At 68.8% G+C, this 25,709-nt stretch carries 20 protein-coding genes; 5 read left to right on the plus strand and 15 right to left on the minus strand.

From position 1 onward, the window contains the following. Positions 1 to 483 precede the first annotated feature (483 nt). The 6 genes from AC792_RS18175 to AC792_RS05885 all read right to left on the minus strand — a co-directional run bounded on the left by AC792_RS18175 (position 484) and on the right by AC792_RS05885 (position 9,612). On the minus strand, positions 484 to 909 hold the full coding sequence (locus AC792_RS18175; RefSeq protein ID WP_082177510.1) for a tyrosine-type recombinase/integrase: 426 nt from the start codon (positions 907 to 909) through the stop codon (positions 484 to 486). A 388-nt stretch (positions 910 to 1,297) separates the two neighbouring features. Beyond that, positions 1,298 to 2,446, minus strand: a complete 1,149-nt coding sequence (locus AC792_RS05865; RefSeq protein WP_049829640.1) for a hypothetical protein — start codon at positions 2,444 to 2,446, stop codon at positions 1,298 to 1,300. Positions 2,447 to 3,053: 607 nt separating this feature from the next. Next, positions 3,054 to 3,842: a helix-turn-helix domain-containing protein gene (locus AC792_RS05870; protein ID WP_049829641.1), complete on the minus strand. Its 789-nt coding sequence runs from the start codon at positions 3,840 to 3,842 to the stop codon at positions 3,054 to 3,056. A 3-nt stretch (positions 3,843 to 3,845) separates the two neighbouring features. Continuing rightward, on the minus strand, positions 3,846 to 5,432 hold the full coding sequence (locus AC792_RS05875; protein ID WP_152916053.1) for a hypothetical protein: 1,587 nt from the start codon (positions 5,430 to 5,432) through the stop codon (positions 3,846 to 3,848). Positions 5,433 to 5,778: 346 nt separating this feature from the next. Further along, positions 5,779 to 6,591, minus strand: a complete 813-nt coding sequence (locus AC792_RS05880; RefSeq protein ID WP_049829643.1) for an aldo/keto reductase — start codon at positions 6,589 to 6,591, stop codon at positions 5,779 to 5,781. Positions 6,592 to 7,212: 621 nt separating this feature from the next. Beyond that, positions 7,213 to 9,612: an ATP-binding cassette domain-containing protein gene (locus AC792_RS05885; RefSeq protein ID WP_049829644.1), complete on the minus strand. Its 2,400-nt coding sequence runs from the start codon at positions 9,610 to 9,612 to the stop codon at positions 7,213 to 7,215. A 148-nt stretch (positions 9,613 to 9,760) separates the two neighbouring features. Here AC792_RS05885 and AC792_RS05890 point away from each other — a divergent pair, with 148 nt between their 5' ends. Continuing rightward, positions 9,761 to 10,426, plus strand: coding sequence for a peptide deformylase (locus AC792_RS05890; RefSeq protein WP_082177511.1), 666 nt, complete (start codon positions 9,761 to 9,763; stop codon positions 10,424 to 10,426). 30 nt (positions 10,427 to 10,456) lie between these two features. Here the strand turns inward: AC792_RS05890 and AC792_RS05895 are convergent, their stop codons facing one another. After that, positions 10,457 to 12,499, minus strand: coding sequence for a S9 family peptidase (locus AC792_RS05895; protein WP_049829645.1), 2,043 nt, complete (start codon positions 12,497 to 12,499; stop codon positions 10,457 to 10,459). A gap of 81 nt (positions 12,500 to 12,580) precedes the next feature. On the opposite strand from AC792_RS05895, the gene AC792_RS05900 reads away from it, so the two are divergent. From AC792_RS05900 to AC792_RS05915, 4 genes are all read left to right on the plus strand, one after another. Then, positions 12,581 to 13,465, plus strand: a complete 885-nt coding sequence (locus AC792_RS05900; RefSeq protein WP_049829646.1) for a putative RNA methyltransferase — start codon at positions 12,581 to 12,583, stop codon at positions 13,463 to 13,465. A gap of 102 nt (positions 13,466 to 13,567) precedes the next feature. Continuing rightward, positions 13,568 to 14,044, plus strand: coding sequence for an NfeD family protein (locus tag AC792_RS05905; RefSeq protein ID WP_442853602.1), 477 nt, complete (start codon positions 13,568 to 13,570; stop codon positions 14,042 to 14,044). 76 nt (positions 14,045 to 14,120) lie between these two features. Beyond that, the gene (locus AC792_RS05910; RefSeq protein ID WP_049829647.1) at positions 14,121 to 15,053 is read left to right on the plus strand and encodes an SPFH domain-containing protein; all 933 of its coding nucleotides are present in this window, start codon (positions 14,121 to 14,123) and stop codon (positions 15,051 to 15,053) included. Between the two features lie 339 nt (positions 15,054 to 15,392). Then, positions 15,393 to 15,740 (plus strand): RNA polymerase-binding protein RbpA, encoded by a 348-nt coding sequence (locus AC792_RS05915; RefSeq protein WP_049829664.1) that lies wholly within the window; start codon positions 15,393 to 15,395, stop codon positions 15,738 to 15,740. 96 nt (positions 15,741 to 15,836) lie between these two features. Here the strand turns inward: AC792_RS05915 and AC792_RS05920 are convergent, their stop codons facing one another. The 8 genes from AC792_RS05920 to AC792_RS05955 form a co-directional block, all read right to left on the minus strand. After that, entirely contained in the window at positions 15,837 to 16,562 is a 726-nt protein-coding gene (locus AC792_RS05920) for a polyprenol monophosphomannose synthase (RefSeq protein WP_049829648.1), read from the minus strand. Positions 16,563 to 16,999: 437 nt separating this feature from the next. Beyond that, positions 17,000 to 18,640, minus strand: coding sequence for an amidohydrolase (locus AC792_RS05925; protein WP_049829649.1), 1,641 nt, complete (start codon positions 18,638 to 18,640; stop codon positions 17,000 to 17,002). Between the two features lie 43 nt (positions 18,641 to 18,683). Next, entirely contained in the window at positions 18,684 to 21,509 is a 2,826-nt protein-coding gene (locus tag AC792_RS05930) for a DEAD/DEAH box helicase (protein WP_049829650.1), read from the minus strand. 115 nt (positions 21,510 to 21,624) lie between these two features. Then, the gene (gene tatC / locus AC792_RS05935) at positions 21,625 to 22,410 is read right to left on the minus strand and encodes a twin-arginine translocase subunit TatC (protein WP_049829651.1); all 786 of its coding nucleotides are present in this window, start codon (positions 22,408 to 22,410) and stop codon (positions 21,625 to 21,627) included. A gap of 68 nt (positions 22,411 to 22,478) precedes the next feature. Beyond that, on the minus strand, positions 22,479 to 22,823 hold the full coding sequence (gene tatA / locus AC792_RS16305; protein WP_082177512.1) for a Sec-independent protein translocase subunit TatA: 345 nt from the start codon (positions 22,821 to 22,823) through the stop codon (positions 22,479 to 22,481). 37 nt (positions 22,824 to 22,860) lie between these two features. Further along, a complete protein-coding gene (locus tag AC792_RS05945; protein WP_152916054.1) occupies positions 22,861 to 23,211 on the minus strand; it encodes a hypothetical protein in 351 nt (116 codons plus the stop codon). A gap of 9 nt (positions 23,212 to 23,220) precedes the next feature. Continuing rightward, positions 23,221 to 25,206 carry a helix-turn-helix transcriptional regulator gene (locus AC792_RS05950; RefSeq protein ID WP_082177513.1) on the minus strand — a complete coding sequence of 662 codons (1,986 nt, stop codon included), beginning with the start codon at positions 25,204 to 25,206 and terminating at the stop codon, positions 23,221 to 23,223. A gap of 103 nt (positions 25,207 to 25,309) precedes the next feature. After that, positions 25,310 to 25,705 carry an FKBP-type peptidyl-prolyl cis-trans isomerase gene (locus tag AC792_RS05955; protein WP_049829654.1) on the minus strand — a complete coding sequence of 132 codons (396 nt, stop codon included), beginning with the start codon at positions 25,703 to 25,705 and terminating at the stop codon, positions 25,310 to 25,312. Positions 25,706 to 25,709: the final 4 nt, after the last annotated feature.

Below are 25,709 nucleotides of genomic sequence, written 5' to 3' on the forward strand. Positions count from 1 at the left end.
TTCTGGTCGATGATTTCTCCTGTCACAGGATCGATCATCGTCTCTGTTGCTTCGGTCGTGAAGTCTTTCACGGCCATCTCCTTTCGGATCAGGCCGGACCCTCACACACCGTTATTCAGACAGTCCCCCGGAGGCCCGCCGAGCGGGCCCGCACCTAGGGCGGCACCCGGGGTGGTGCCCTAAGTGCGCAGACAGAGGGGCGGCGGGAACACCCGGGGCGAGGGTAGCCCCTCACCCACCCACCAGCTCGAAGCCAAGAACAAAGGTGCGAGGTAGGTAAGGGCCGGGGATGAGACGACACCCCAGGAGAGACCAGACAACGGCACAGGGTCAATGGTGGGGGAACACCAGAGGACCGTGTGCCGCCGACACGGGTAAGTCGAGCAGCGAGCGCGGTGGGTTACGTGAACCAGGGCACGCCACGAGGCCCTGGGGTTCGCGCAGGGGTCGGGTGCTGAATGGGCAGGCTTGGGTGCTCGATGGTCAGGCCAGGGTGCGAGCGGGGTTGTTGCGTACCCGGTCGTATCTGTGCGTGGTGCGGGAGCCGGTGTGGCTCATGTTGTCCTGCAAAACGTGAAGGGAGATGCCGGTTTTTGGTGCGGTGGTCGTGGAGGTGTGGCGGAGGCTGTGTGGGTTGATCTGTCCCTGGGTACCCGCTACGCGGGCCAGGTACTGCACAGTGCGGACTGTCTCGGATGCGCTTTGGTATCTGCTCGTGGCTGTCGTGAGAGTAGGTGGGCCTGTGCTGCGAGCGCTTGTGGGTTCTTGCCCGATGGTTTTGGGGTGTGTGTTCGGTGTGTGCGTTGCTGGTGCCGGCGCCGCCGTCTTTGCCGTAGGGCCGCTCGTGCGCTGGATGGTCAGAGTTCGATGCCCTGTCTCGTGTGCGTAGTGTGTGGTGTCCGTGGTCAGCGCCTCACCGGATCGAACACCTGTGGTGGGTCCGCTCCGGGCTGAGCAGGTCGAGCCCGTGGAGCGTCGAGCCGCTCATACAGTGCGGTGATGTTCCTGCTGTACGCGCGCAACGTGTGCGGGTGTACCAGGACGGGGAAGCTTTCACGCCGCGATGATCCGCTCATGAGCAATCGGGTTGGCAGGTGGACTACCACTTGGGGTGAGACCCATACCCATGATCACGGACACTTTTCATCCGGATATCAGGGGCTGCGGTGCAGGACCTGCTTCTGGGTGAGAGCGGTCATCACCTGTGCCGGTTTCACGAACTGACGCTGTCGTGTCCGGCTCGCAAGGAGAGGAACTTGGTCGTCGGCTTGCAGGTCCGCCGAGCGTTCACGGCGGTCTAGGAGTCCTCCGCGTCGTCGTCCTCGTCGTCGTCGACGACTTCCCCGAGGTACTGGATCGTCAACACGGGCGCGTCCATCTCGTCGGTGCCGGCGACCGCGACGATGTAGGCCTTCTCACCGTCGAAGCCGGGCGCGATGTAGTTGTAGCTCTTCCATGCCGGGTGTTCCGCGGCACCGTGCCAGAGGATGTGCAGCAGGACGTCCTGCCACTGGGCGTCCTGTGGCAGATCGTTGAACCCTAGGGCGGTAAGGACTGTCTGCTCGACGGCGACCGGACACAGGAAGTAGTGCCGGGACGCATACGGGCTGATGTCGATCAGCTCACCGGACCTCAGTGCTCCCTGGCGTGCGGTACCCGGGTATCTCTCGGGAACCTCACGGGTGAGCTGGTGCTCGAGGAGGTCGAGCTGCTCCGTGGTGGGCTGACCCTGCGGATGCAGATACGGGTTGACCCGCGACGCCGCGTCGTAGGGGTCGAACCAGGACGGCGGTCCTCCTGTGTCGTCCGAGCCCTGGTGGTACACCTCCTGCAGTACCGACGCGTCCTCGAGGAACCCGGTCATGATGCGGTCGATCCCGACAGCACCGAGCCTCGTCCCGCACTCCGCGTCGACGTGCCTGACGCCTTTGCGGGCGAAGCAGTAGACGGCCAGTTCGTGGGCGAAGGTGCGCGCCACGTCCCAGCCCATCTCGAAATCGGCGGCGACCTCGGCGAGCACGACGGCGAACCGCTGCACGAACGCTGAGGTGTAGTGGTCCCGGTACGCCGCAGGGAGCATGTCCACGACCTGGGCCGAGGCCGAGGCGATGTGACTGCCGATGTCGCCCCCGGTGGCCTCCAGGGTCCGAATGGCGAAGATGTCCTCGAAGATCCCGGCCAGCACGATCGGGATGGACCGGCGCAACGCCCCGCGCAGCGACTGCACGAGCACGAGGTCCCGGAGCCGTTCCTCGGGCGAGTCGTAGTTGGAGGCCGGTAACCGGCCCTCCTCGTCGAGCTGCATCCGGCCGATACACGCACCCTGCAATTCGGGCCCCCCGAAGTAGCCGAACAAGGTGAGGTCGATGCCTTCGAGCTTCCGGCCCTCGTTGATCACCTCGATGTGCTCCGGCGTCAGGTCCTGCGGGTCGATCTCAAATGCCACAGTGCAGCGTGCTCCTTGCTCGGCGATGGCGCCAGACTAACAAAGGCCACGCTGTGGGCGCTGAGCCACCTGCAGGTCACCCGCCGTCGGCAGCATCGCTCGATGGATGCACCCCTACCCGAGCCTCGGAGCACCACCCCGACCGCCGATCCGACCGACCGTGCCGGTTGTGCCCCGCCTCGTGGTGCAGCGCGCCCGGGCATGGTGCGGTGCGGCGCTGATTCTGGACTGCTTCCGGGCCGGGCCCGGGTAGTCTCCTGCACATCGTGTGGCATCCCGGCCGTGGTGGGGCCCTTCCACGGGTAGAGGTGCACAAGTCGGCTGCGGCCCCCAGATCGGTGAATCCGCGTGATCCGCACAACCATCTCCGGGAGGATCAGCGGTGAGGCTGATGTACGCACCCTGTGGCGCTTGGGGGCGGATGTCCTCGAACAAACTCCCCAGCGCCGCGGCGGCCCCGCGGGCCGCCCGCCGCAACGCACGGACGAAGGAACACCGCAACCCCCCACCACGGGTGAGAGCCGCCACCCAGGTGACTCCGGCCCGGTGACTGGGTGCGTGGTCACGGTCGGAGAGGACCGACCGCCCGGGTGTCCGGTCAGGCCTTCTACACCGCGCCCTTCTTCCTCGAGTATCGAGCGAGTCCGTCCTGGGTCTGGTACTCGGTGACGTTCATCCTGAACCCGGTGATCTTGTGTGGCCCCGGCGCGCTGGTTCTGCCCTCGTACATGGCGGCCATCACGACGTCGACCCACTGCTCGATACCACCGGCGGTCCTGATGGACCTCAACGCCTGGGAGACATAGGTGCCGCCCTTCTCCCCGATGGTGACCTGGCGGCCGTTGTCCAGGGTCGCGGTGAAAGTGACCTTCTTGTCCCGGTGGGCCTGGCTGCGGGCCACACCGGCGAGCTTGTCCATGATCGCTTTCAGCCCTCGGGCGCGGCTGTCCTTGTTGGTCCTGCTCATGGTGACCTGATGGACCCGGTTGCCGTCCTTCGAGTACGACGAGCTCTGACTGAACCTGTTGGGCACCTTGGAGACATACCGGCCGTCGGTGTCCTCGGGCACGACGGTGGGCGCTTTGACCTTACTGCCGTCCGGGGTTGGCACGGGCGGGTGCTCGGCGCCCTGCTTCGCGCGCACGGGCACGATCCCGCCGTCCTTGCTCCGTCGCCGGGGTGGACGACGATCCACCACCCCGTTGTCCCGTAACGAGACCAGGGCGGCCCGGAACGACTCACCCCGGGACTCCCCGTTCAGCAGCTTGCCCACCATGCGCGGGGACCGGCCCAGCTCCGCGGCGATGTCGGCCCGGCTGAGCTTGCGCACCTCCATGACGCCGCGCACGAGGTCCGCCACGGACTCGGGCCCATCGGGTACACCGTTCTCGGTCATGGTCTATGCACCCCAGGCTGCGCAGGGTCCTGCCACTGCAGCTCTCTTCTTCAATGCGTCACGCTGATCCTTGGTCACCGGAATCTTCATCTCACCAAGGAGCAGACCCTGGAGGCGGATGCGGCCCTCCCTGCCGTCGTCGCCCCCACCGTGCCCGGCCGGCAACGACCACCCGGGCACGGTACTGGTGTAGATCGCGTCCCCCTCGATCCCCAGCAGGGTCCTCGGGTCGACGTGCAGGGCGCCTGCGTACCGGCCCTGCGTCCCCGGGACCGGGGAGGGCGCGGAGAGCACCTGGGCTCTGGACCACCCCCATACCTGGGACGCCAGCTCCGGGTGATACCGGGACCTGTCCGCAGCGGACAGCTCCGGGCGGGCCGAATACACGAATCGATCCCCCACCTGCTCGTACTCCACGTTCGGCGGCAGGTCATCGACATGATCGACCGAGAGGGGCGACTCCTTACCGCGCATCACGAACCGGCCGATCCCGTGGATCAGGATGTTCCGCAGTGCGTTCAGCACCGCCCGCTTCACCACCGGCTCCGCTTCGGCGTCGGCCACCTGGGCGCGCAGGCGCTTGATCCGTTCGGCGAACGTGTCCAGTGGCCGTAGTTTCTCGGTGAACCGGATGCCTTCCAGGGGTTCGATGCCCCACCCGAAGCGCTCCGCGACCAGCAGCTCCCGGTGATCGGCCCACGTCACCCCGGTGGCCCCGGGACGGTTCGGGTAGTACCAGTCCGTCGAGCTACCGGGATCCTGCACGCCCAGGATGCCGACATGCGGCCAGGTGTCAGGCACCCGGAACCTCACGCGGTAGCGGGCCTTGGCGTACCTACCCGCTGATCCCTGGAAGAACCACAGATCATTGGCCTGCTCGTAGGTCAGCTCGGTCGCCGGTCCGACGCCGAGCTCGGCGCAGTGCGCCGCGTACATGAACCTCCCGTCCGAGTGCGCGAAGGTATCGATCATCGGGGTCTGCCTGGAGTCCACGAGCGCCACGGTATCGGGGTGCTCGGAAGCATTCGGACCGGCGACCAGATGCTCCATGTGGTGCTGACCCGAGGTCGCATGCAGGAGTTCCGCGACGGCGTCACTGACCGGTTCCGGGTCGAAACGCGTCCCCTTGCGCTCGGTGACACTGAACGCCCACAGAATTGCTCCCGTGAGCCCGGGGGACATCAGCGGCGTCGCCATCTCCGGTTCGACCCGGTTGAGATAGTAGCGCAGCGCACCCCACGCGTGCGATGCCTGGACGGGAGACAGGATCACATCACCGAACCAGGTGGAGGCCATGCTGATCTCCACCTTCTGCCCTGTCAGCGTGTTCGTGTACCGTCCGCGCTTGTCGTCACGCCGGTAGTGCTCCCCGTGAGCCCACCCCGGGGTCGGGGTGTCCATCCAGCTCTGACGGTCCTTCGGCGTCCGCGGCTCAGCCCCGGTGAGCATGATCCACTCGACCCCCGCATGTGCGGCCGTATCCAGCAGGTCATCGAGCTGCGGTGTCCTGTGCCGCGACTTGATCACCGTCGACACCGAGCGCCCGTCCAACGTCACACCCCTGCCGGTGGTGGCGTCCAACCACATCACCGGTTTCGGCTTCGGCTTCATCGTCACCGGCCGCACAGCCACTCCGTTCGCATCTGTCCTCGTACTCCCACTTCATTCTTGCATCAGCGCCATCGACCAGCCGTCCCGCGACATCACCCGCCAGCAGAACCGGCCTGCCGACGAGCACGACGACGAGCCGGGTCCGTCACGCCGAACCCCGTCCGCCAGCGCGCCACGATCCGGCCGGGACCCGGCCAGCGGTGCGCGACCGGATGCAGGGATGAGGACCGCCGCAGCCCGGCACCGACCTCACGACGGAGGTCCCCGGTGCTCGTGGGTCTCACCGGGAGTCACCCTGATCAGGGTGGCTCCCGGTGGTGGCGTGTCAGAGCATGTCGAGGGGTTGCGGGCGTGTGGGCGGCGGGAAAGCCTGGTCCAGACGGGCGAGGTCGGTGTCGTCGAGGTGGATCTCGCGAGCGGCTGCGTTCTCACGCACGTGCTCGGCGGTCGAGGCCTTGGGGATCGCCAGGACGTTGCCGGTACGCATCGTCCACGCCAGGGCGAGCTGCGCAGGTGTCGCACCGAGCTCATGCGCGAGATGTGCCAGGTCGGCGTTGCCGAGCAGCCGTCCTTGCTCCACGGGGGAATAGGCCATGACGGGCATGCTCGCCGACGCGGCGAACGGCATCAGGTCGAACTCCGGCCCACGGCGGGTCACGTTGTAGAGGACCTGATCGGTCTGGCACCCGTCGGGTAGGTCCCGGAGTTCGTCGGTGTCGAAGTTACTCACACCCCACCCACGAATGGAGCCCTCCGCGACGAGGGACTCGAACCCCGCGACGGTCTCCCCGAGGGGGAATCGTCCACGCCAATGCAGCAGGTACAGATCGAGGCAGTCGGTACCCAACCGCTCCAGGCTGGCATGGCACGCCTGAATGGTTCCCTTCATCGAGGCGTTCGAGGGCAGGACCTTGCTCACCAGGAACACCTCCTCGCGTCTGCCGAGGATCGCGTCGCCGACGAGGTCCTCGCTGCGCCCGTTCCCGTACATCTCGGCCGTGTCGATCACGGTCAAGCCCAGATCGATACCGGTACGCAGCGCATGGATTTCGGTATCGCGATCCGCGGGAGAGTCGCCCATGTTCCACGTCCCCTGCCCCAGAGCAGGAACCGCCGTACCGTCAGGGAAAGTGATCATCCCCCAACGCTACAACCCGAGCAGCTGACCCGAGGGGCGCCGCCCGTATTCTCGTGGGACTCCACGGTGGGGCGCGCCCATGCGCGAACCCTCGTTCGTCGAGCCGGCGAGCGCGGTGATGAATCCTGGACCGGGTGGAACCCTGTGGTGAGAGCGGATACCTGATCCGAACGACGTCGTGGGCGCGAGCCGTCCACGGCTCCACCGGTGACGAGGTGCGGACCCCGGACGCGGTGGGACCGATGACCTGGGCACGTTCCTGTTCGAGCTGTCCGTGTCGGATCACGAATGGTGACCGGGGTGTGTCGAGGTTCCGAGCTCCGGCCCATCCCGTCGCTCCGCAACGGGCGGCGAGCGCATGCCGTGCCAGCGCCGGTGGGTGTCCGGGTAGCATCCCGAAATGGCGATGCGTCGACGTACGGCACGGTGTCCCGGACAGCGACGACCTGCCTCCTCCGGCAATTGCACATGTGGTCGCTGGCTACCTGTCGGCAGGATTCGCCAGGAAGATCATGAAGCCGCCGGAACACGACCCGGATCATGCATCGGCCTCGTGGAGAAGGACGATCCCGCCAGAGGCGATGGTCGGTTCCGTACTGCGCCAAGGGATTTGGAGAGGCTTCAACCGCCCACGTACTCGGCGAGGTGGCGACCGGTCAGGGTCGAGGCCGCCGCGACCAGCTCGGCGGGCGTTCCCTCGAAGACGATCCTCCCGCCGTCGTGTCCGGCTCCGGGTCCGACGTCGATGATCCAATCGGCGTGCGCCATGACCGCCTGATGGTGCTCGATGACGATCACGGACTTCCCGGCGTCGACCAGTCGGTCCAGCAGCCCCAACAGGTTCTCGACGTCGGCGAGGTGGAGGCCGGCCGTGGGCTCGTCGAGGACCAGGATGCCGCCCTTCTCCCCCATGTGTGTGGCGAGCTTGAGGCGCTGGCGCTCACCACCGGAGAGCGTGGTCAGCGGCTGGCCAACGCTCAGGTAACCGAGTCCGACGTCGGCAAGTCGGCCGAGGACGGCGTGGGCCGCCGGTACCTTCGCGTCCCCTGCGGCGAAGAACCCGGCCGCCTCGCCCACCGGCATGGAGAGCACCTCGCTGATGTTCCTGCCCCCCAGCGTGTACTCGAGGACCTCGGCCATGAAGCGCCTGCCGCCGCAGACCTCGCACTCGGTGGCGACGCCGGCCATCATCGCCAGATCCGTGAAGATGACGCCCGCGCCGTTGCAGGTGGGGCACGCGCCCTCGGAGTTGGGGCTGAACAGGGCGGGCTTGACCCCGTTGGCCTTCGCGAAGGCCTTGCGGATCGGCTCCAGCATGCCGGTGTAGGTCGCGGGGTTGCTGCGCCGTGATCCCTTGATCGCCGTCTGGTCCACTGCCACCACGCCCTCGCGCCGCGAGACCGAGCCGTGGATCAGCGAGCTCTTCCCGGACCCGGCGACCCCCGTGACGACGCACAGCACGCCGAGGGGGATGTCGACGTCGACGTCCTGGACGTTGTGGGCGGTCGCGCCCCTCACCTCGAGGACGCCCTTCGGCGAGCGGAGGCCCTCCTTGAGGGCGGCGCGGTCGTCGAGATGCAGGCCCGTGAGCGTCCTGCTGCTGCGTAGGCCCTCGACCGTCCCTTCGAAGCAGACCGTTCCACCGGCGGTCCCGGCACCGGGACCGAGATCGACGACGTGGTCGGCGATCGCGATCAGCTCCGGTTTGTGCTCCACAACCAGCACGGTGTTGCCCTTGTCGCGCAGGCGCAGCAGGAGGTCGTTCATGCGCTGGATGTCGTGCGGGTGGAGGCCGATGGTCGGCTCGTCGAAGACGTAGGTGATGTCGGTGAGCGAGGAGCCGAGGTGCCGGATCATCTTGGTGCGCTGGGATTCGCCGCCGGAGAGGGTGCCCGACGGCCGATCGAGGCTGAGGTAGCCGAGGCCGATCTCCACGAAGGAGTCGAGCGTCTCCCCCAGCGCCCCGAGAAGGGGTGCGACCGACGGCTCACGGAGGCCGCGCACCCAGACGGCGAGGTCGCTGATCTGCATCCGGCAGGCGTCGGCGATGCTGACGCCGTCGATCGTCGAGGAGCGCGCCGCTTCGCTGAGGCGGGTGCCGTCGCACTCGGGACACGTCGTGAAGGTCACGGCCCGGTCCACGAAGGCGCGGATGTGGGGCTGCATGGACTCGCGGTCCTTGGCGAGCATCGACTTCTGGATCTTGGGGACCAGTCCCTCGTAGGTGATGTTGATGCCGTCCACCTTGATCTTGGTCGGCTCCTTGTAGAGGAGGTCCTGCAGCTCACGCTCCGTGAACTCCCGGATCGGCGTGTCCGCGTCGAAGAACCCGCACCCGCCGAAGATCCGCCCGTACCAGCCCTCCATGCTGTAGCCGGGGATGGTGAGCGCTCCCCCGTTCAGGGACTTCGTCGCATCGTAGAGCTGCGTCAGGTCGATGTCGGTCACCGATCCCATGCCCTCGCAGCGCGGGCACATGCCGCCGGTCACGCTGAAGCTGCGGCGCTCCTTGACCGTGGTGCCGCCGCGCTCGATGGTCACCGCGCCCGCACCGCTGATGGACGCCACGTTGAAGGAGAACGCCTGGGGGGATCCGATGTGCGGTTGCCCGAGGCGTGCGAAGACGATCCGCAGCATGGCGTTGACGTCCGTCGCGGTGCCGACGGTGGAGCGGGGATTGGCGCCCATGCGCTCCTGGTCGACGATGATCGCCGTGGTCAGGCCCTCCAGGACGTCCACGTCCGGCCGGGCGAGCGTGGGCATGAAGCCCTGCAGGAAGGCACTGTAGGTCTCGTTGATCATGCGCTGGGACTCCGCGGCGATGGTGTCGAACACCAGCGAGCTCTTGCCCGAGCCCGAGACGCCGGTGAACACCGACAGTCTCCGTTTGGGGATGTCGATCGTCACGTCCTTCAGGTTGTTCTCCCGCGCGCCCTGCACCCGGATGAGGTCATGGGTGTCCGCCGCATGTCCGGTGCTCCCGTCCGCTGCCTGCTGCTCGTCCGCCGTCGCCCTGGTCATGGTGTCCCCTCGAAGCTCCTGCTCGGCGGTCGGCACCGCCCCTGCCACCGCCCTGCGCGGGCCGGCTCGTCCGATTGTCCTGGGTGGGGGCGTGAGCGGCAACGGCCCCGTGACCCGGACCTGTCCGCGAGTGTGATTGGCTGAAGGGATGAGCACCCCTGACCCCGGCCCCGAGCCCTCGGCATCCGGCGACGCCCTCACGGCGGCAGCGATCACCGAGCTGGTCGAGTCCGTCCTCGCGTACGACCTCCCGCCCATCGTCGTGGCGGGCCATCCGGTGCTGCGCCGTCCCGCAGAAGAGGTCCGTGGCCGGCTCGACGACGAACTCCTCGGCCGACTGGTCGCCACCATGAGAAGGGTGATGCACGCAGCTCCCGGTGTGGGCCTCGCCGCGCCGCAGATCGGCATCCCCCTCCGCATCGCCGTGCTCGAGGACCGCGGTGTCCTGGACGAGACCGTGGCTGCGGCCCGCTCCCGCACGCCCCTTCCCTTCACGGCGATCATCGATCCGCGCTACACAGCGATCGGCGACCCGATGGACAGCTTCTACGAGGGGTGTCTCTCCGTCCCCGGTTACCAGGCGGTCGTCGAACGCCACCACGCCGTCGAGGCGACCTGGACAAGGCCGGACGGCACCCGCACCACGGAGGTCTTCGAGGGCTGGCCGGCGCGGATCGTCCAGCACGAGACGGACCACCTGGACGGACGGCTCTACCTGGACCGGGCGCACCTACGCTCCCTCTCGGCCGACAGGGAACACGCACGGTGGGTGCAGCCGACCGTCGAGGAAGCGCGTCGCGGACTGGGATTCTGACCACGGCGCGCCTCCTACCGACCGCGGCCGCTACCGGACGGCGGTGTCCGAGGGGTTCGACGCCGTCGGGAGGTGGCGTGCCCACCAGCGCAGGATGTGCTCGAACCGCTGCCTGCGGTGCCACGGGGATCCGGAGCGTGAGAGCTCATGCGTCTCGCCCGGGAAGATCAGCATCTCGGTCTCGACGCCCTGCTTCCTGAGGGCCGTGTAGTACCGCTGGGCCTGCTCGATGGGGCAGCGCAGGTCCTCCTCGGAGTGGATCACGAACGCCGGTGTCCGCACGTCACCGATCTTCGCGAAGGGGTTCTGCGTCTCCACATGTCCCGGATTGGTGCCGGTGTACGCCTCGGAGAAGAACCAGCCGATGTCGGCGGAGCCCACGAACGACGGCGGGTCCAGGTACCCGCGCTCCACGATCGCCGCCTGGAAACGGTGGTCGTGGGCGATGGTCCACGCCGTGAGGTACCCGCCGTAGGAACCCCCCATGACACCCAGCCGCTCGGCGTCCATGGCGTCGAACTCGGCGAGCGCCCCGTCGAGATAGGCGAGCACGTCCTCCAGGTCCACGGTGCCCATCGCCTCCTTGATGACCCGCCCGTGGGCCTGGCCGTACCCCGCGGCTCCGCGGGGGTTGCAGAGCAGGACGGCGTAGCCGGCAGCGGCGTACACCTGGGCCTCGTCGAAGTAGCCCCAGCCGTACTGCGCGAACGGCCCGCCGTGGATGACGAGCAGGACGGGGTGTGGTCCGTCCCCCTCGGGCAGCACCACCCAACCGTGGACCGGCGTCCCGTCCGGAGCGGTGTAGGTCCGCTCCTGCGGTTCACCGACGCGGGTGTCCGCACGGAGTCGCGCCGAGAAGTCGGAGAGCGTCCGGAGACCGGTGCCCTCGACCACCGCGACGTCGCCCGAGGTGGAGGGGTCGGTGTAGGACACGACGACGGCGCCGCCCGCCGTGTCCGCCCCGGTGACGACGGTGGCGCCGGTGACGAGGGTCTCGGTCTCCCCCGTGGAGGAGATCCTCAGCAGTTCACCGGTGCCCCGGGTCCGGTTGAAGGCGAGGACGGCGTCCGGTCCGGCGGCCACGAGGTCCTGCACGTCACCGAAGTCGACCGTCTCGGGATCGCTGAGCCTCCGGACGCTGGCCGGATCGTCGACGCACAGCACGTAGAGGGCGGTGTTCCGGGCCACGAAGTCGAGGCCCGACGGCGAGAGGTCCGAGGCCAGGAAGAAGACGGAGGACCCGTCCGTGCTGGGGCGAGGTGCCCCGCAGCCGAGCAGCGTGTCCCCGCCCAGATTGGTGAGTTGCCGGCGGTCGCCGCCGTCGAGGGCGATCGAGTGGATGTCGGAGACCAGCGTCGAATCGGCATCGTCGCCCAGCGCCGCCGTGAACAGGATGCGGCGTCCGTCCGCGGAGAAGACCGGTTCGAGGTGGTCGGCGTCCGCGCCCGTCAGCTGCGTGGCCGGCGGCACCGTCCCCTGCTCCTCGAGGGCGCCGGGGCCCTCCACGGGCTTCTGCCCGAGCCGTCCGACGGCGGTGACGTACGGCTCGTCGTCGAGGTCCGGGAGGGCGAGGGAGAAGAGCTGTGACCGCTTGTCGGTCGTGTAGCCGAGCCCGTTCATGCGGTACTTGTACTGCGTGACGAGCCGGGGGTCCTCGAGGCCGGCACCGACGCCGTCGATGGTCCCGTAGCGACCGTGCTCGGGGACGCGGGCGGCGAAGACGACGGTCGTCGAGTCCGGGGAGATGTCGAACCGGGCGACGCCGAGCGGTTGGTCGGCCAGCCGGACGGGCGCCCCGCCGGTGGCGCGCACGGCGAACAGCTGCGGCTTCCCGCCGGCGGACGCGCGCAGGAAGACGAGGACGGCCCCGTCCGGCGTGAACCGTGGCGAGGTGTCGCGGAAGCCGCGCGTGAACCGGCGACGTCCGCCGTCGAGGGTGATCTCCCAGAGCTGACCCACGTACGCGTCCGCGCGGAGGTCCGGTCGGGTGGCGGCGACCACGAGGCGGTGCCCTTCGGGGTGGAGGGCGGGAGCCCCGGTGGTGCTGAGGAGTTCGATCTGGTCCGGTTTCATTCTCCCGACTAGATCGGAAATAGTGTCCTGCGTCAACGGTTCCGCCGAACTTTCCCGGTCGGGGCTCCGTAGGATGAGCAGGTGCCCGCGATCCCCGCCTCCCTGCTCCGCTGCCCCGTCTGCACGGGAGCACTCTCGCAGCAGGACCGTGCGCTGGTGTGCGATCGCGGTCACCGGTTCGATGCGGCGCGTCAGGGGTACGTCAATCTGCTCACCGGCAGGGGATCCTCCTTCGAGGGGGACGACGCCCGCATGGTGGACGCCCGCGAGGAGTTCCTGGCCTCCGGGCACTATGCGCCGCTGAGGGACGCGGTGGTCTCCGCCGTGCAGCGGCACAGGCCCGACGCCTCCGTGGTCCTCGACGCCGGCGCCGGCACGGGCTACTACCTCCGGGGAGTCGTGGACGCCGCGCCGGACACCTTCCCGGTGGCCATCGACGTCTCGAAGCCGGCACTGAGGCGGGCAGCGCGGCGCATACCGGAGGGCATCGGTCTCGTCTGGGACATCTGGCGTCCCCTTCCGCTGACCACCGGCTCCGTGGACGTGCTGCTCAACGTGTTCGCGCCACGCAACACGGACGAGTTCCTGCGGGTCCTCTCCCCCGACGGATGCGTGGTGGTGGTGACCCCGCGCCCGGGCCATCTCGCCGAGCTCGCCTCCATCGGCCCGCTGCTCTCGGTCCCTGCGCAGAAGGCCGACGACGTCGCGGCCTCGTTCTCGGCCACCTTGATCGAGGCGGAGCGCAGGGAGCTCGACCACGTGATGCACCTCCCCGAGCATCTCGCGCGCTCCGCCCTGGTGATGGGGCCGGCGGCCCGTCACTCGGCCGTCGCCGGCGGGCGGCACCCGGGTGGGACGGACGACGATCCGCCCGAACTCGAGGTGTCGGCACGGTTCACGATCCAGGTGCTGACCACGGCCGGTGACACGAAAGCCGACAATCCGGGCGATGGCACAGAAGTGTAACGAGTGCCGCTCATCGGCGGGTGAGCCTGGTTAATGTCCGTGGGCTTTGCGAGAATGGTTCCGACGCTGCTCCCCGCGGCACGGAGATGGAGGAACGCCCTGATGGAATGGTTGCTCGCCAACGGCTGGGTCCTGTGGTTGATCCTCCTCCTGGGACTCGCCGCCGTGGAGACCCTCACCCTCGACCTGTTCTTCATCATGATGGCGGTCGGCGCACTCGCCGCACTCGTGGCCACCTTCGTCGGTGCAGGTCTCGTGCTGCAGATCGTCGTCTTCTCGGTGGTCTCCCTCCTGATGATCCTGCTCGTGCGACCCATCGCGGTCCGGCACCTGCGGAAAGGGCTGGAGGACCAGCAGAACAACATCGAGCGGCTCGTGGGAGCCGCCGCCACCGCGCTGGAGCCGGTCACGGCGCACTCGGGCACGGTCAAGATCGGCGGTGACACCTGGACGGCACGGTCCGTCGACGGAGCCGCGCTCCCCGAGGGTACGCGGCTCTCGGTCTCCAGGATCGACGGCGCCACCGCCGTGGTGGAGCGGGAGGTCCAGCGGCCCACGCCGCCCGTCGCGGAGGTGTGAACCCCCGACGATGCTCCACTCGTGAATTATTCGCGGCCCGGTCCGCGGGTCGCACCCACTCCGACAAAGGGGATCCATGGAAGGCAACGCCGGAACGATCGGGCTCACAGTAGTCCTGATCGCTCTCGTCATATTCGTGCTGGTCGTACTCGTGAAGTCCGTCCGCATCGTCCCGCAGGCCCGGGCGGGCGTGGTGGAGCGGCTCGGGAAGTACCAGCGGACCCTCAACCCCGGACTCACCATCCTGATCCCGTTCGTGGACCGGTTGCTGCCCCTGCTGGACCTCCGCGAGCAGGTGGTCTCCTTCCCTCCGCAGCCGGTGATCACCGAGGACAACCTCGTGGTGTCGATCGACACCGTGGTCTACTTCCAGGTCACGGACGCACGTGCGGCGACCTACGAGATCGCCAACTACATCCAGGCGGTGGAGCAGCTCACCACCACCACGCTGCGCAACGTGGTGGGTGGGCTGAACCTCGAGGAGGCACTGACCTCCCGTGACCAGATCAACGGTCAGCTCCGCGGGGTGCTCGACGAGGCGACCGGACGCTGGGGCATCCGTGTCGGTCGTGTGGAGCTCAAGGCGATCGACCCGCCCGTGTCCATCCAGGACTCCATGGAGAAGCAGATGCGCGCCGAGCGTGACCGCCGCGCGTCCATCCTCACCGCGGAGGGCACCAAGCAGTCCCAGATCCTCACCGCCGAGGGACAGCGCCAGGCTGCCATCCTCGCCGCCGAGGGTGACGCGAAGGCCGCGATCCTGCGGGCCGACGGCGAGGCGCAGGCCATCCACAAGGTCTTCGACGCGATCCACAAGGGCAACCCCACGCAGAAGCTGCTGGCCTACCAGTACCTGCAGACGCTGCCGAAGCTGGCGGACGGGACGTCCAACAAGCTATGGATCATCCCGAGCGAGGTCGGCGAAGCGTTGAAGGGCATCGGTAACGTGCTCGGGAGCAGCACTCCCGACTCCCCCACCGACGACGACGGCGTGATGCCGCGGGTGTGACGCGTCATCGGTGGAACGGCCGCCCACGCACTGCGTGGGCGGCCGTTCCACGTCCACCCCGCGTCGGGTTCCCCCAGCGGTCCGCACCGCGCACCGGCCCATCGGCCCGCCCCGCCGGGGAACGGAGGCGGTCCCGGCTGTATACTTAGGTGTTTGACCGCCCGCCGCAGGAACATCTGCACCACGAGCGGTGTTGAAACCCAAGCTTCCCTCCGTGCACGTGCAGGAGTGGATCCCGAACTGATCGACGTCGTCCTCGCCATCCGACGGACGTCCTCGACGAACCACAGCGGCAACGGCTCCCCGGTACCCGGGGGCCCTGGTGACAAGGAGATGATCATGAGCGATCGCAGCCTACGCGGCATGCGCCTCGGAGCGCAGTCCATGGAGACGGAATCCGGTGTCGAGCCGGCGCCTCGTCAGCGGGTGGAGTACCGCTGCGAGGACGGCGAGCGGGTGTTCGTCACCTTCTCCTCCGAGGCGGAGATCCCCCCCACCTGGGTGTCGAAGACCGGTAAGGAAGCGCTCCTGGTGGACGGCGAGAAGCCGGACACCTCGAACGACAAGCCGGTGCGCACGCACTGGGACATGCTCCTGGAACGCCGATCGGTGGAGGAGCTCGAGCAGATCCTCCAGGACCGCCTCACCATCCTGCGGGAACGTCGCGGAGACCGCCGCTCCGCCTAGGACGCCGCGCGCCCGAGCCCGCGGGGGACGGCCCCGGAGGGAGAGGAAGGCCCCCGCCACGGCGGGTGCCTTCGTCGCATGGGAGATCGTCCCGGCTCAGGAACGGCCGGTCAGTTGCCCCCAGCGAGCGACGAGACCCCAGCGGGTGACGTTGGCGATCGCCTCGAGGACGATGTTCCCGCTCATCTTCGACGCACCGAGCTCGCGCTCCACGAACGTGATGGGCACCTCCACGATCGTCAGGCCGTGCCGGGCGACCCGGAACGTCATGTCCACCTGGAAGCCGTAACCCACCGACTCGACCGCGGAGAGGTCGAGCGCCTCGAGCGTGGAGCGACGGAAGGCCCGGAAACCGGCGGTGATGTCCCGGACCGGCAGACCGAGCATGAGCCGGGAGTAGGTGCTGCCCGCACGCGACAGCAGTTTGCGGTGAACCGGCCAGTTCACCACGCTGCCACCCCGGACCCAGCGACTGCCGATCACCAGATCGGCGCGGTCCACGGCGTCGAGGAGGGACTGCAGCTGCTCCGGGCGGTGGGAACCGTCCGCATCCATCTCCACGAGGACGTCATAGCCGCGCTCGAGACCCCAGCGGAAGCCCGCGATGTAGGCCGCACCGAGCCCCTCCTTACCCGTCCGGTGGAGGACGTGGACGCTCTGGTCGTCGGCAGCGGCGCGGTCGGCCAGCTCCCCCGTGCCGTCCGGGCTGTTGTCGTCCACGATCAGGACGTCCGAGTCGGGCACCGCCGCCCGGAGCCGGGCGAGGGTCAGCGGGAGCGACTCGATCTCGTTGTAGGTGGGGATGATCGTGACGACTCGCACGCGGATGGGCCTTTCGACGGGAGGTGCGCAGCGCGCAGGAACCGGCTCCATACCTGGAGCCAAGCAGCAAGTATAGGCGACGCGCGCACCGAGCCGGGATCCCGCCGGTTCCGGCCTCGGGAACCGGGACTCCGAACAGGTCCACACACCTTCGTACCGATGTCCGCACGGACGGCGGCACCGTTCTCTACTGATCCGTGGACCTGCCCAGAGTGCCGACCCCACGTCGATGAGCAACACGCGCCAGAGAAGAGGCCGATGCGTTGCGTTCGTGGAGACCAGCCAGGTTCACCCCCGAAGGAGTTCCGCTAACCCGTAGGGCAAAAGCTTACGTGCTGTGGAGGACGTGTCAATCCGGCTCTGACCTGGGACGATGCCCTTTCCCGCAGGTCAGAGGGTGGTTACCCGGCCTCCGCCGATCGTGTGTTGCACGGGTCTCACCCCTCCCCGAAACCCTCGTCCGTGTACAGCCGCCGCCCCTCGTGCACGGTCTGGAGGCACCGCGGCGCGTTCTCGGTGTCGAGGGCGGGAAGCAGGGGTGTGCCCGCCCTCGGGTCCGTGCTCCAGGACTGCACCCGGTTGTCCGGCGTCTGCACCATCAGTTCGTCGACCTGCCAGACGGCGAAGGAGGCCGGGGTGCCGGGCGCCAGCTGTCCCAGCATCGGGTTGCGGCCCGCCGACCGCCATCCGGCCCTGCTGTGGGCCAGGAACGCGGCGCGCGCGGAGATGTTCTCGTCGGGTGTGCTGTGCTGCAGGCATGCGCGCACCGAGGCCCACGGGTCCAGGGGCGTCACGGGGCTGTCGGAGCCCAGCGCCACCGGGACCCCCGCCGACAGGAGGGAGGCGAAGCGGTTCATCCCCGCCCGGCGTTCCCCCAGCCGCTGCTCGTACAGGCCCCCCGGCCCACCCCAGAGTGCATCGAAGACCGGTTGGCCGCTGACGGACACCCCGTAGTGGGCGAGGGCGGCGATCGATGCGTCATCGGCGAGCTCCACGTGCTCGAGGCGGTGGCGCGCACGGCGCACCTCCTCCACGCCGAGTTCACGCGCGGTCCGTTCGAGACCGCGGAGGACGACGTCGAGCCCGGCGTCACCGATCACGTGGAAGCCCGACTGCACGGTCTGGGCCGTGGTGGCCACCAGGTGGGCGGTGACGTCGTCCTCGGTGAGGAAGAGCGTGCCGCTGCTCACAGCATCATCGGTGTAGGGCTGACGGAGGGCGGCCGTGCGGGAGCCGATGGAACCGTCCACGTTGAGGTCTCCTGCGAGTCCGGCCAGCCGACCACCGAACCCCCGCATCAACTCGGTCACCTGCTCCCGGGAGGAGGCCGGTTGACCCCAGTACGGGATGACCTCGGGCAGCGGGAGGTCGTGCGCGGGTCCGTCGAGGGAGAGCAGCATCTCGAGATCCTCGCGTGGAGCGATGTGGGGTGCCGCCATCTCGGTCACGGCCACGTATCCCTGGCCGGCGGCATGGAGCAGTGCCGCCCGCTGGTAGGTACCGCGCTGCGCGGGTGTCAGGTTCCGCGTGGCACGGCGGGCCGCCTCGTGCGCGGCACGGACCACGAAGCCGTCGGACCAGCCGTCCACGGAAGCGAGGCCGAGCGCGGCGGCGAGGCTGCCGGACACCGCCGCCGAGTGGAGGTCGGCCCGCACCAGGTACACCAGGGCCCCGCGGCCTGCCCAGTCCAGCTCCGCGGCGGTCGGTACACGCGCCTCGGGCCACGACGATTCGTCCCAGCCGTATCCCAGGATGGTGGTGGCCCCGGTCGCTCCGGCACCCGACACCGCCTCCAGGAGATCCCCGAGTGACCGGCACCCGGTGAGGTCGAGGGAGCCGAGGGCTATCCCCGTCTCGGTGGTGTGGACGTGCGCGTCGACGAACCCGGGCGTGATCAGTGCGCCGTCGAGATCCACCGTGGTCACGTCCGGGCCCGTCAGGTTCGCGGCCGCGTGCTCGGAGCCCACCCAGGCCACCGTGTCGCCGTCCACCAGCATCGCCGTGGCGAAGGGGTCCGCGGGGCTGTAGACGGAACCGTTGCGGTACAGGACGGGGCGGGACTGATCAGCAGGCTGCATGGGGGAGGAGGCGACTTTCTGGTGGGGAGGATGCCGTGCGGGACTACTCGGTGATGTTCGAGTAGGCCACCACACCGCGTCGGACGAGGCGGATGGCGCGGACACAGGTCTGGTGGAGGTTCCCGGGAAGATCCGGGACCTTCGCCACCTGGTCGAGCAGGTCGATGACCTGCTTCGACCAGCGCACGAAGTCCCCGGCCGCGAGATCCGTCCCGCTCAGCGAGGCCTGCAGCGACCGGCCCTGCGCCCACTTGAACATCGGCCACACCAGCGACAGCTCCGGTTCACCGGTGACCGGGAGCCGGTGCTGCTCCTCGACGTCGTTGAGACGCGACCACTGGCGGATGATGATGTCCACGGAACTCTCCAGGGCTCCGGTGGGCATCACCGGCCGCAGGCCGCGCTCCTCACGCTTCGCGTGGTACACGGGGACCGTGGCGAGAGCGGCGAGCTCCGCGGCGTCGAGATCCGTGAAGGCCCCCTCCTCGATGCAGAGGGCGATCAGCAGATCCTTCTCGCCGTAGATCCTGCGCAGCTTCTGCCCCGAGGCGCTCACCACCATGCCGTTCCCGGTGTCCTCCAGGTACCCGTAGGAGCTCAACACCTCGGACACGCGGTCGAACGTCTTGGCGATGGTGTTGGTCCGGCCGCGGATCTGGCTGCCGAGCTTGTCGGTCTCCCGGCGCAGCTTCCACCAGCGCTCCGCCCACCGGGCGTGCTGCTCGCGTTCGCTGCACCCGTGGCAGGGATGCGAGCGCAACCGGCGTCGCAGGTCGGTGATGGCCCGCTCCTCCGCGGCGGCGGACGCCGAGTACCCGGCCGCCACGCGGTCCGCACCGCGGCGGGGCGGGCGTTTCTCCGCGAGGGCGTTGCGCAGCGAGGAGGTGAGGTCGCGGCGGTCCTTGGGGCTGCGGGCACTGAAGTGCTTGGGGATCCGGATGCGGGAGAGCACCTCCACCGGTCCGTCGAGGTCCTGGACCCCGACGCGGCGGATCTGCGTCTCAAGGGTGAGCACCGTGGGGCGTGGCTCCCGGGCGGTGTCGGTGTCCAGGACCACGGCGTATCCCTGGCTCCGTCCCCCGGGAACGTCGATGACGTCCCCGGGCCGCAGTGACTCGAGGGAGGACTCCGCCGCGGAGCGCAGGGAACGGGACCTGTCCCGGGATGCCGCCGTCTCGAGGTCGGACAGCTGACGCCGGAGCTCGGAGTACTCGCCGAAGTCACCCAGGTGGCAGGTCATCGACTTCTCGTAGCCCTTGAGGGACTCCTCGCGGCTCCGGACCTGCTTGGCGAGACCCACCACGGAGCGGTCGGCCTGGAACTGCGCGAAGGAGGTCTCGAGGATCTCGCGGGAGCGCACCTGGCCGAACTGCGCCATGAGGTTGATGCTCATGTTGTAGGTGGGCCGGAAGCTGGAGTTCAGCGGGTAGGTGCGACGCGATGCCAGACCGGCCACCGCGCCGGGGTCGGTGCCCGGCTGCCAGAGCACCACGGCATGTCCCTCGACGTCGATCCCGCGCCGGCCCGCGCGGCCGGTGAGCTGCGTGTACTCCCCCGCCGTCACGTTGACGTGGGCCTCGCCATTGAACTTGTCCAGCTTCTCCAGCACCACCGTGCGGGCCGGCATGTTGACGCCGAGGGCGAGCGTCTCCGTGGCGAACACCGCCTTGACGAGCCCGGCGGCGAACAGGCGCTCCACCACCTCCTTGAAGGTGGGCAGCATCCCGGCGTGGTGGGCGGTGAAGCCCCGCACCAGACCTTCGCGCCACGTCCAGAAGCCCAGGATCTCGAGGTCGTCGGGCGGGATGTCCAGGGTGACGGCGTCCACCAGCTCGGCGATCCTGTCGCGTTCATCCTCCGTGGTCAGCCACAGCCCGGCGTGCAGGCACTGGGTGACCGCCGCTTCGCAGCCTGCGCGGGAGAAGATGAAGGTGATGGCGGGGAGCAGGTCGGCGCGGTCCAGAGCCGTGATCACCTGCGGCCGGGTGGCGCGGCGGACCAGGGTGGTCTGCGGCGGCGCCCCGCGCCCGTTCCGGGACTTCCCCCGGCGCCCCCCGGACCCACCCCAGGAGGCTCGCTGGTTCAGCCGCACCTCGTTGCTGGCGAGCTCCAGCAGCTCCGGGTTGACGTCGTACTGGTCCCTCGCCCCGGTCTCCGTGCCGGACCGCGCGGCCTCGTCGAAGGCGATGTCACCGGCGAACAGGTCCAGCAGGTTGGATCCCACCATGACGTGCTGCCACAGGGGTACGGGCCGGTGCTCGGACACCACCACGTCGGTGTCACCGCGCACCGTGTCCAGCCACGCGCCGAACTCCTCGGCATTGGACACCGTGGCGCTCAGCGACACCAGCTTGACCTCGGTGGGCAGGTGGATGATCACTTCCTCCCACACGGCTCCGCGGAAGCGGTCGGCGAGGTAGTGGACCTCGTCCATGACCACGTACCCGAGGTCGTCCAGGGAGGACGAGTTGGCGTACAGCATGTTCCGGAGCACCTCGGTGGTCATCACGATGACGTCGGCGTCGCCGTTGATGCTGGTGTCCCCGGTCAGCAGTCCCACCCTGTCGCTGCCGTGCACGGCGGCGAGCTCGGAGTACTTCTGGTTGCTGAGCGCCTTGATCGGGGTGGTGTAGAAGGCCTTCAGACCGTGCTGGAGGGCCAGGAAGACGGCGAACTCCCCCACCACGGTCTTCCCCGCCCCGGTCGGCGCGGCGACGAGGACACCCTTGCCGTCCTCGAGTGCGGTACAGGATTCGCGCTGGAACGGGTCGAGCTCGAAGTCCAGGGTCTCCTCGAAGCGGCCCAGCTGGGTCCGTGAGTGTTCCGTCCGGGCCTTCGCCGCTGCGTATCTCTCCGCGGGGGTACTCATGGATCCAACCCTAGACGCTCCCCCGGACACGGGTGTCCGGTACGGACGATGTACGCGCAGAGCGTGGAGAGGCTCCAGGACCCGATCGGGACCACGCCGCGGTACGGGCGGACGACTAGAGACCGTCGATGCGCGATGCCGTGTCGGCCCCCTGCTCCACCTCCGCCTCACGTGCGGCGTTCCTCCGGTCCCTGCGGCGATCGTTCAGGAGGCACAGGCCGATCGCGACGAAGAACAGCAGCAGCAGGGGTACGGCGAGGTAGAACATGCTGAGTGCATCCCCTCCCGGCGCGGCCATCGCCGCGAAGAGGCAGACCAGGAAGACCGTGATGCGCCAGGCCTTCAGGATCTGCCTGCCCTTGACCAGGCCCACGAGGTTGAGACCGAAGAGGAACACCGGGAGGAGGAACGCGATGCCGAAGGCCAGCATCAGCCTCAGGACGAAGGCGAAGTAGACCGAGACGTTGATCAGGTTGGCGAAACCCTCCGGGGTGAAGCCGGTGAGCACGACGACCGCGTTGGGCAGGATCAGCCAGGCCAGCGCGATGCCGGCGAGGAACAGTGGTACGGCCACGGCGATGAAGGCCAGGGCGGTCCTGCGTTCCTTGACCTTGAGGCCGGGGGTGATGAACGCCCACAGCTGGTACAGCCAGACCGGGCTCGAGATGAGGACGCCGAGGAAGACCGAGATCTGGATCAGCAGATCGAAGGGGGAGGCCGCCGTGTCGAAGTTGAGGGCGGCTTGCCGGCCCTCCTGGGCGTTGATCGTCTCGATGGGCGTGCCCAGCGCCTGCAGCACCGGATCGTAGAGGAAGAATCCTGCCACCGTACCCACGATGACGGCGAGGGCGGCCTTGAACAGGCGGTTACGCGCTTCGCGGAGATGTTCCTTGAGGGCCATTCGGCCCTCGGGGTTGGCTTTCCGACCACGGGGCCGGCCCTTTGCAGGTGACACTCGCGGATACCGGCCTAAGGGTTGGTGTGCGGGGTGCCGCTCTGTCGAGGAGCCCCTGCCTGACCCGGATTCTCGACATGAGGGTCTGCGCTGTAGCGCGGAGGTTCGGTGCCCTGGTGCGGCGAGGGGTTCTGGTAGGTGGGAGTGTAGGTCTGCTGACCGTCCATCACGCGTCCCTCGACGGGGTCGGTACCGGACGGGCGATCACTGTTGTTCTCGTCCTTCATCTGCTTCACCTCGGACTTGAAGATCCGCAGGGACTGCCCCACGCTCCGTGCCAGCCCGGGCAGCTTCGGGGCCCCGAACAGAACGATCGCAAGAACGATGATGATGACGATGTGCCAGCCTTCGAGCCTCATACCCAGTCCCTCTCGTTGATCCCTGATCCAGTTTAGTTCACAAGTGCGGCATGTCCCGCAGGAGCTGCGGCTGACCCCGGTCCACCCGCTTCTGCACCCGGCGGCTGCGCCGACCGTCCACACGCCGGTCCCGTGCCATCTCGCGGGCCGCACGAACACTCTCCGGGTCCGAGAAGACCGCGGGTACGGTGATCCCGGGTACGTGCGCACTCGCGGGCCGACCGCCGTCGTCCGAGGGGACGGGGACCTGGAGGCGGTCCGTCGCCTCCCCGAAGTCACGCAGGGTGCGCATGCCCTTCCGGAACACCCGGAACCCCACGAGGGCCAGGACGATGACGCTCACCGCGACCACGGCGACCCACAACACGATCCACATCCACCACAGCATGCTGCCAGTCTAGGCCAGCGAATGGTGGGCGCGGGCAGCTTCCAGCCAGCGCAGCGTCTCCTCGCGCAGGGCATCGGGGGCCACCACGGCCGCGGATCCGCCGAGGCCGGCCACCAGGCCCGGGATCCAGGTACTCGAGGCCACCCGCAGGCGTGCAGCCAGCCGGTCCTCGCCGAACTCCTCGACGGCCTCCGCCTTGTACTGTGCGGCGATCCACCGTGCCCGCGGTTCCAACAGGAGCGTGACCGCCTGATCGGCGTCGTCGGAGCGGTAGGGGGACGATGCACGCCGGGGCGCGCCGTCGTCCGGTTCCCCCGTCTCCGTGGCGGGCTGCTCGGTCAGCGTCGCACTCTGGATGCGGTCGAGGCGGAAGTTCCGCAGTCCCCCGGAATCGACGCACCACGCCTCCAGGTACCAGGTGTCCTGGTGCAGGAAGATCCGGATGGGTTCCAGCAGCCGGTGCGTGATCTCGTCGCGGGTGGGGACGAAGTAGTCCACGGCGACCCGCACCTTGGACTGCAGTGCGGCCTGGAGCACCTCGAGGGTCGGATCGATGTCGTCCTCGGTGAGCTTGGTGGCCACCGCCGTACCGATCATGGCGGCGTCCCCCGCGGCCGCCGTCAGCTTGGTCTGCGCGCTCACGATCGCCTCGTTGTTCCGCATGCCGGGCAGCTCCCGCAGCGCCTGGAGACCCACGATCAGCGAGCAGGCCTCGTCCATGCTCAGCTTCACGGGTTCGGCGAGGTCCCGGGCGTTGGTGAGGTAGATGCGGCCGTCCTCGATGTTCACGTCCATGAGGCTGTCCGGGTAGTGGCGTGGTCCGCTGACGAAGAGCAGGTCGAGGTCCTTGGTGAGCTGGGACTCGGAGACGTCGAATCTCCTCGCCGTCTCACCCACCTCCTCCCCGGGGTGCGCCAGGAGGTAGGGCACGAGATCCAGCAGGCGCAGCAGGTGGTCCTGGGAGGAGGACTTCCTGCGCGGCGCGGGCCGTACGCCCCCGGTGATCTCCAGCCCTTCGGGGGCGGCGCGTGCGGCGTCGAGCGCGCCGTCGAGCAGCCGGCCCACCTCCGCGGCCAGCTCCGCCGGTTCCTCGAGCCGTGCGTTGGTGCCCAGCCCGGCGATGGTGGCCGCCATGGGGCTGGAGGCGGCGTACGGGACGCGCAGGAGGTCCCACTCCTCCCCGGTCCGGAGGATCTCGGTGTCCTTCCTCACCCGGAGCACCTGGCACGATCCGGGGCGGACGGCGACGACGGCCACCCGGTCGGCCTCGCCGCGGGAGAGCGAGGACAGGGTGGCGTTCATGTCGAAGTCCTCCGGGACCTCGAAGGTGCCCTTCTGCAGTGCGGGCTCCCCGGTCATCCGCGAGAGCCGGAAGAACCGCTCGGCCTGACGCGTGGTGTCGAAACCCACCAGGTACCAGTGCCCGAAGCGCGCGCCCATCCCCCAGGGATGCACCGTCCGCAGCTCCTCCCGGCCCGTGCTGGCCGCCCGGTAGGGGAACCGCAGGGGCGTCCTGGAGGTCAGCGCCTGCCAGACGAGGTCCCAGTAGGGCGCGTCCGTGGTGATGCGCGGCTGGATGAGGGGGGTGAGTTCCACGGCGCCGGGCGTGCTGCGGGAGCTGAGTTTGCGCAGCGCGCGGGACGCCGCGGAATCGAGGGACCCCTGGTCCCAGACGCCGGCGGCGAGGTTCAGGACTGCGTACTCCTCCGGCCTGAAGGTGACCCCGCCGAGCCGGTAGTCCTCCGCGTTGATCCGGTACCGCTGCACCGTGTTGTCGTGGTCGAAGAGACTGTCCTCGCTGAAGGCCTCCAGGGGTATCCCCTGTTCGCGCAGCGCGGCCTTGTCGCGGTCGAAGAGCTTCTCGCGCGCCGCCGCCGAGGTGGCTTCGCGGTAGAGATCGATCTCGTCGAACAGCTGCTCCTTCGTGAACCCGCGCCGGCTGGAGAGCAGCAGGATCACGAGGGTGAGGAGGCGTTCGGTACGTTTCACAGACACGGGGGAACCCTATCTTCAGGGGATGCGGCAACGGGGGCGCCGGCCAACACTGTTGACCTGCGCCCCCGGGGACTGCTGCGGGGCGGAACCCCGACGGGAGGTCCTAGCGGACGGCGAGAAGGTCCACCACGAAGATCAGGGCTTCGTTCGGGCCGATGGCGGACCCGGCGCCACTGGCACCGTAGGCGAGGTGCGCGGGGATCTCGAGACGGCGTCGCCCGCCCACCTTCATGCCGAGCAGGCCCTGGTCCCAGCCCTCGATGACCTGGCCCACGCCCACCTTGAAGTCCAGCGGTGCCCCCCGGTTCCAGGAGGCGTCGAACTCCTCACCGGTGGAGAACGCCACACCCACGTAGTGGGTGGACACGGTGTTCCCGGGTTTCGCCTCGGGCCCCGTCCCCTCGACGATCTCCTCGATCTTCAGTTCCGTGGGGACGTCGTGCTCGGGGAAGTCGATCTCCGGCTTCTGCCGGTCGAAGCTGCGCTGTCCGAAGGACATGGTG

The sequence above is a fragment of the Arthrobacter sp. RIT-PI-e genome, assembly GCF_001187915.1.
Lineage (GTDB): Bacteria > Actinomycetota > Actinomycetes > Actinomycetales > Micrococcaceae > Arthrobacter_D.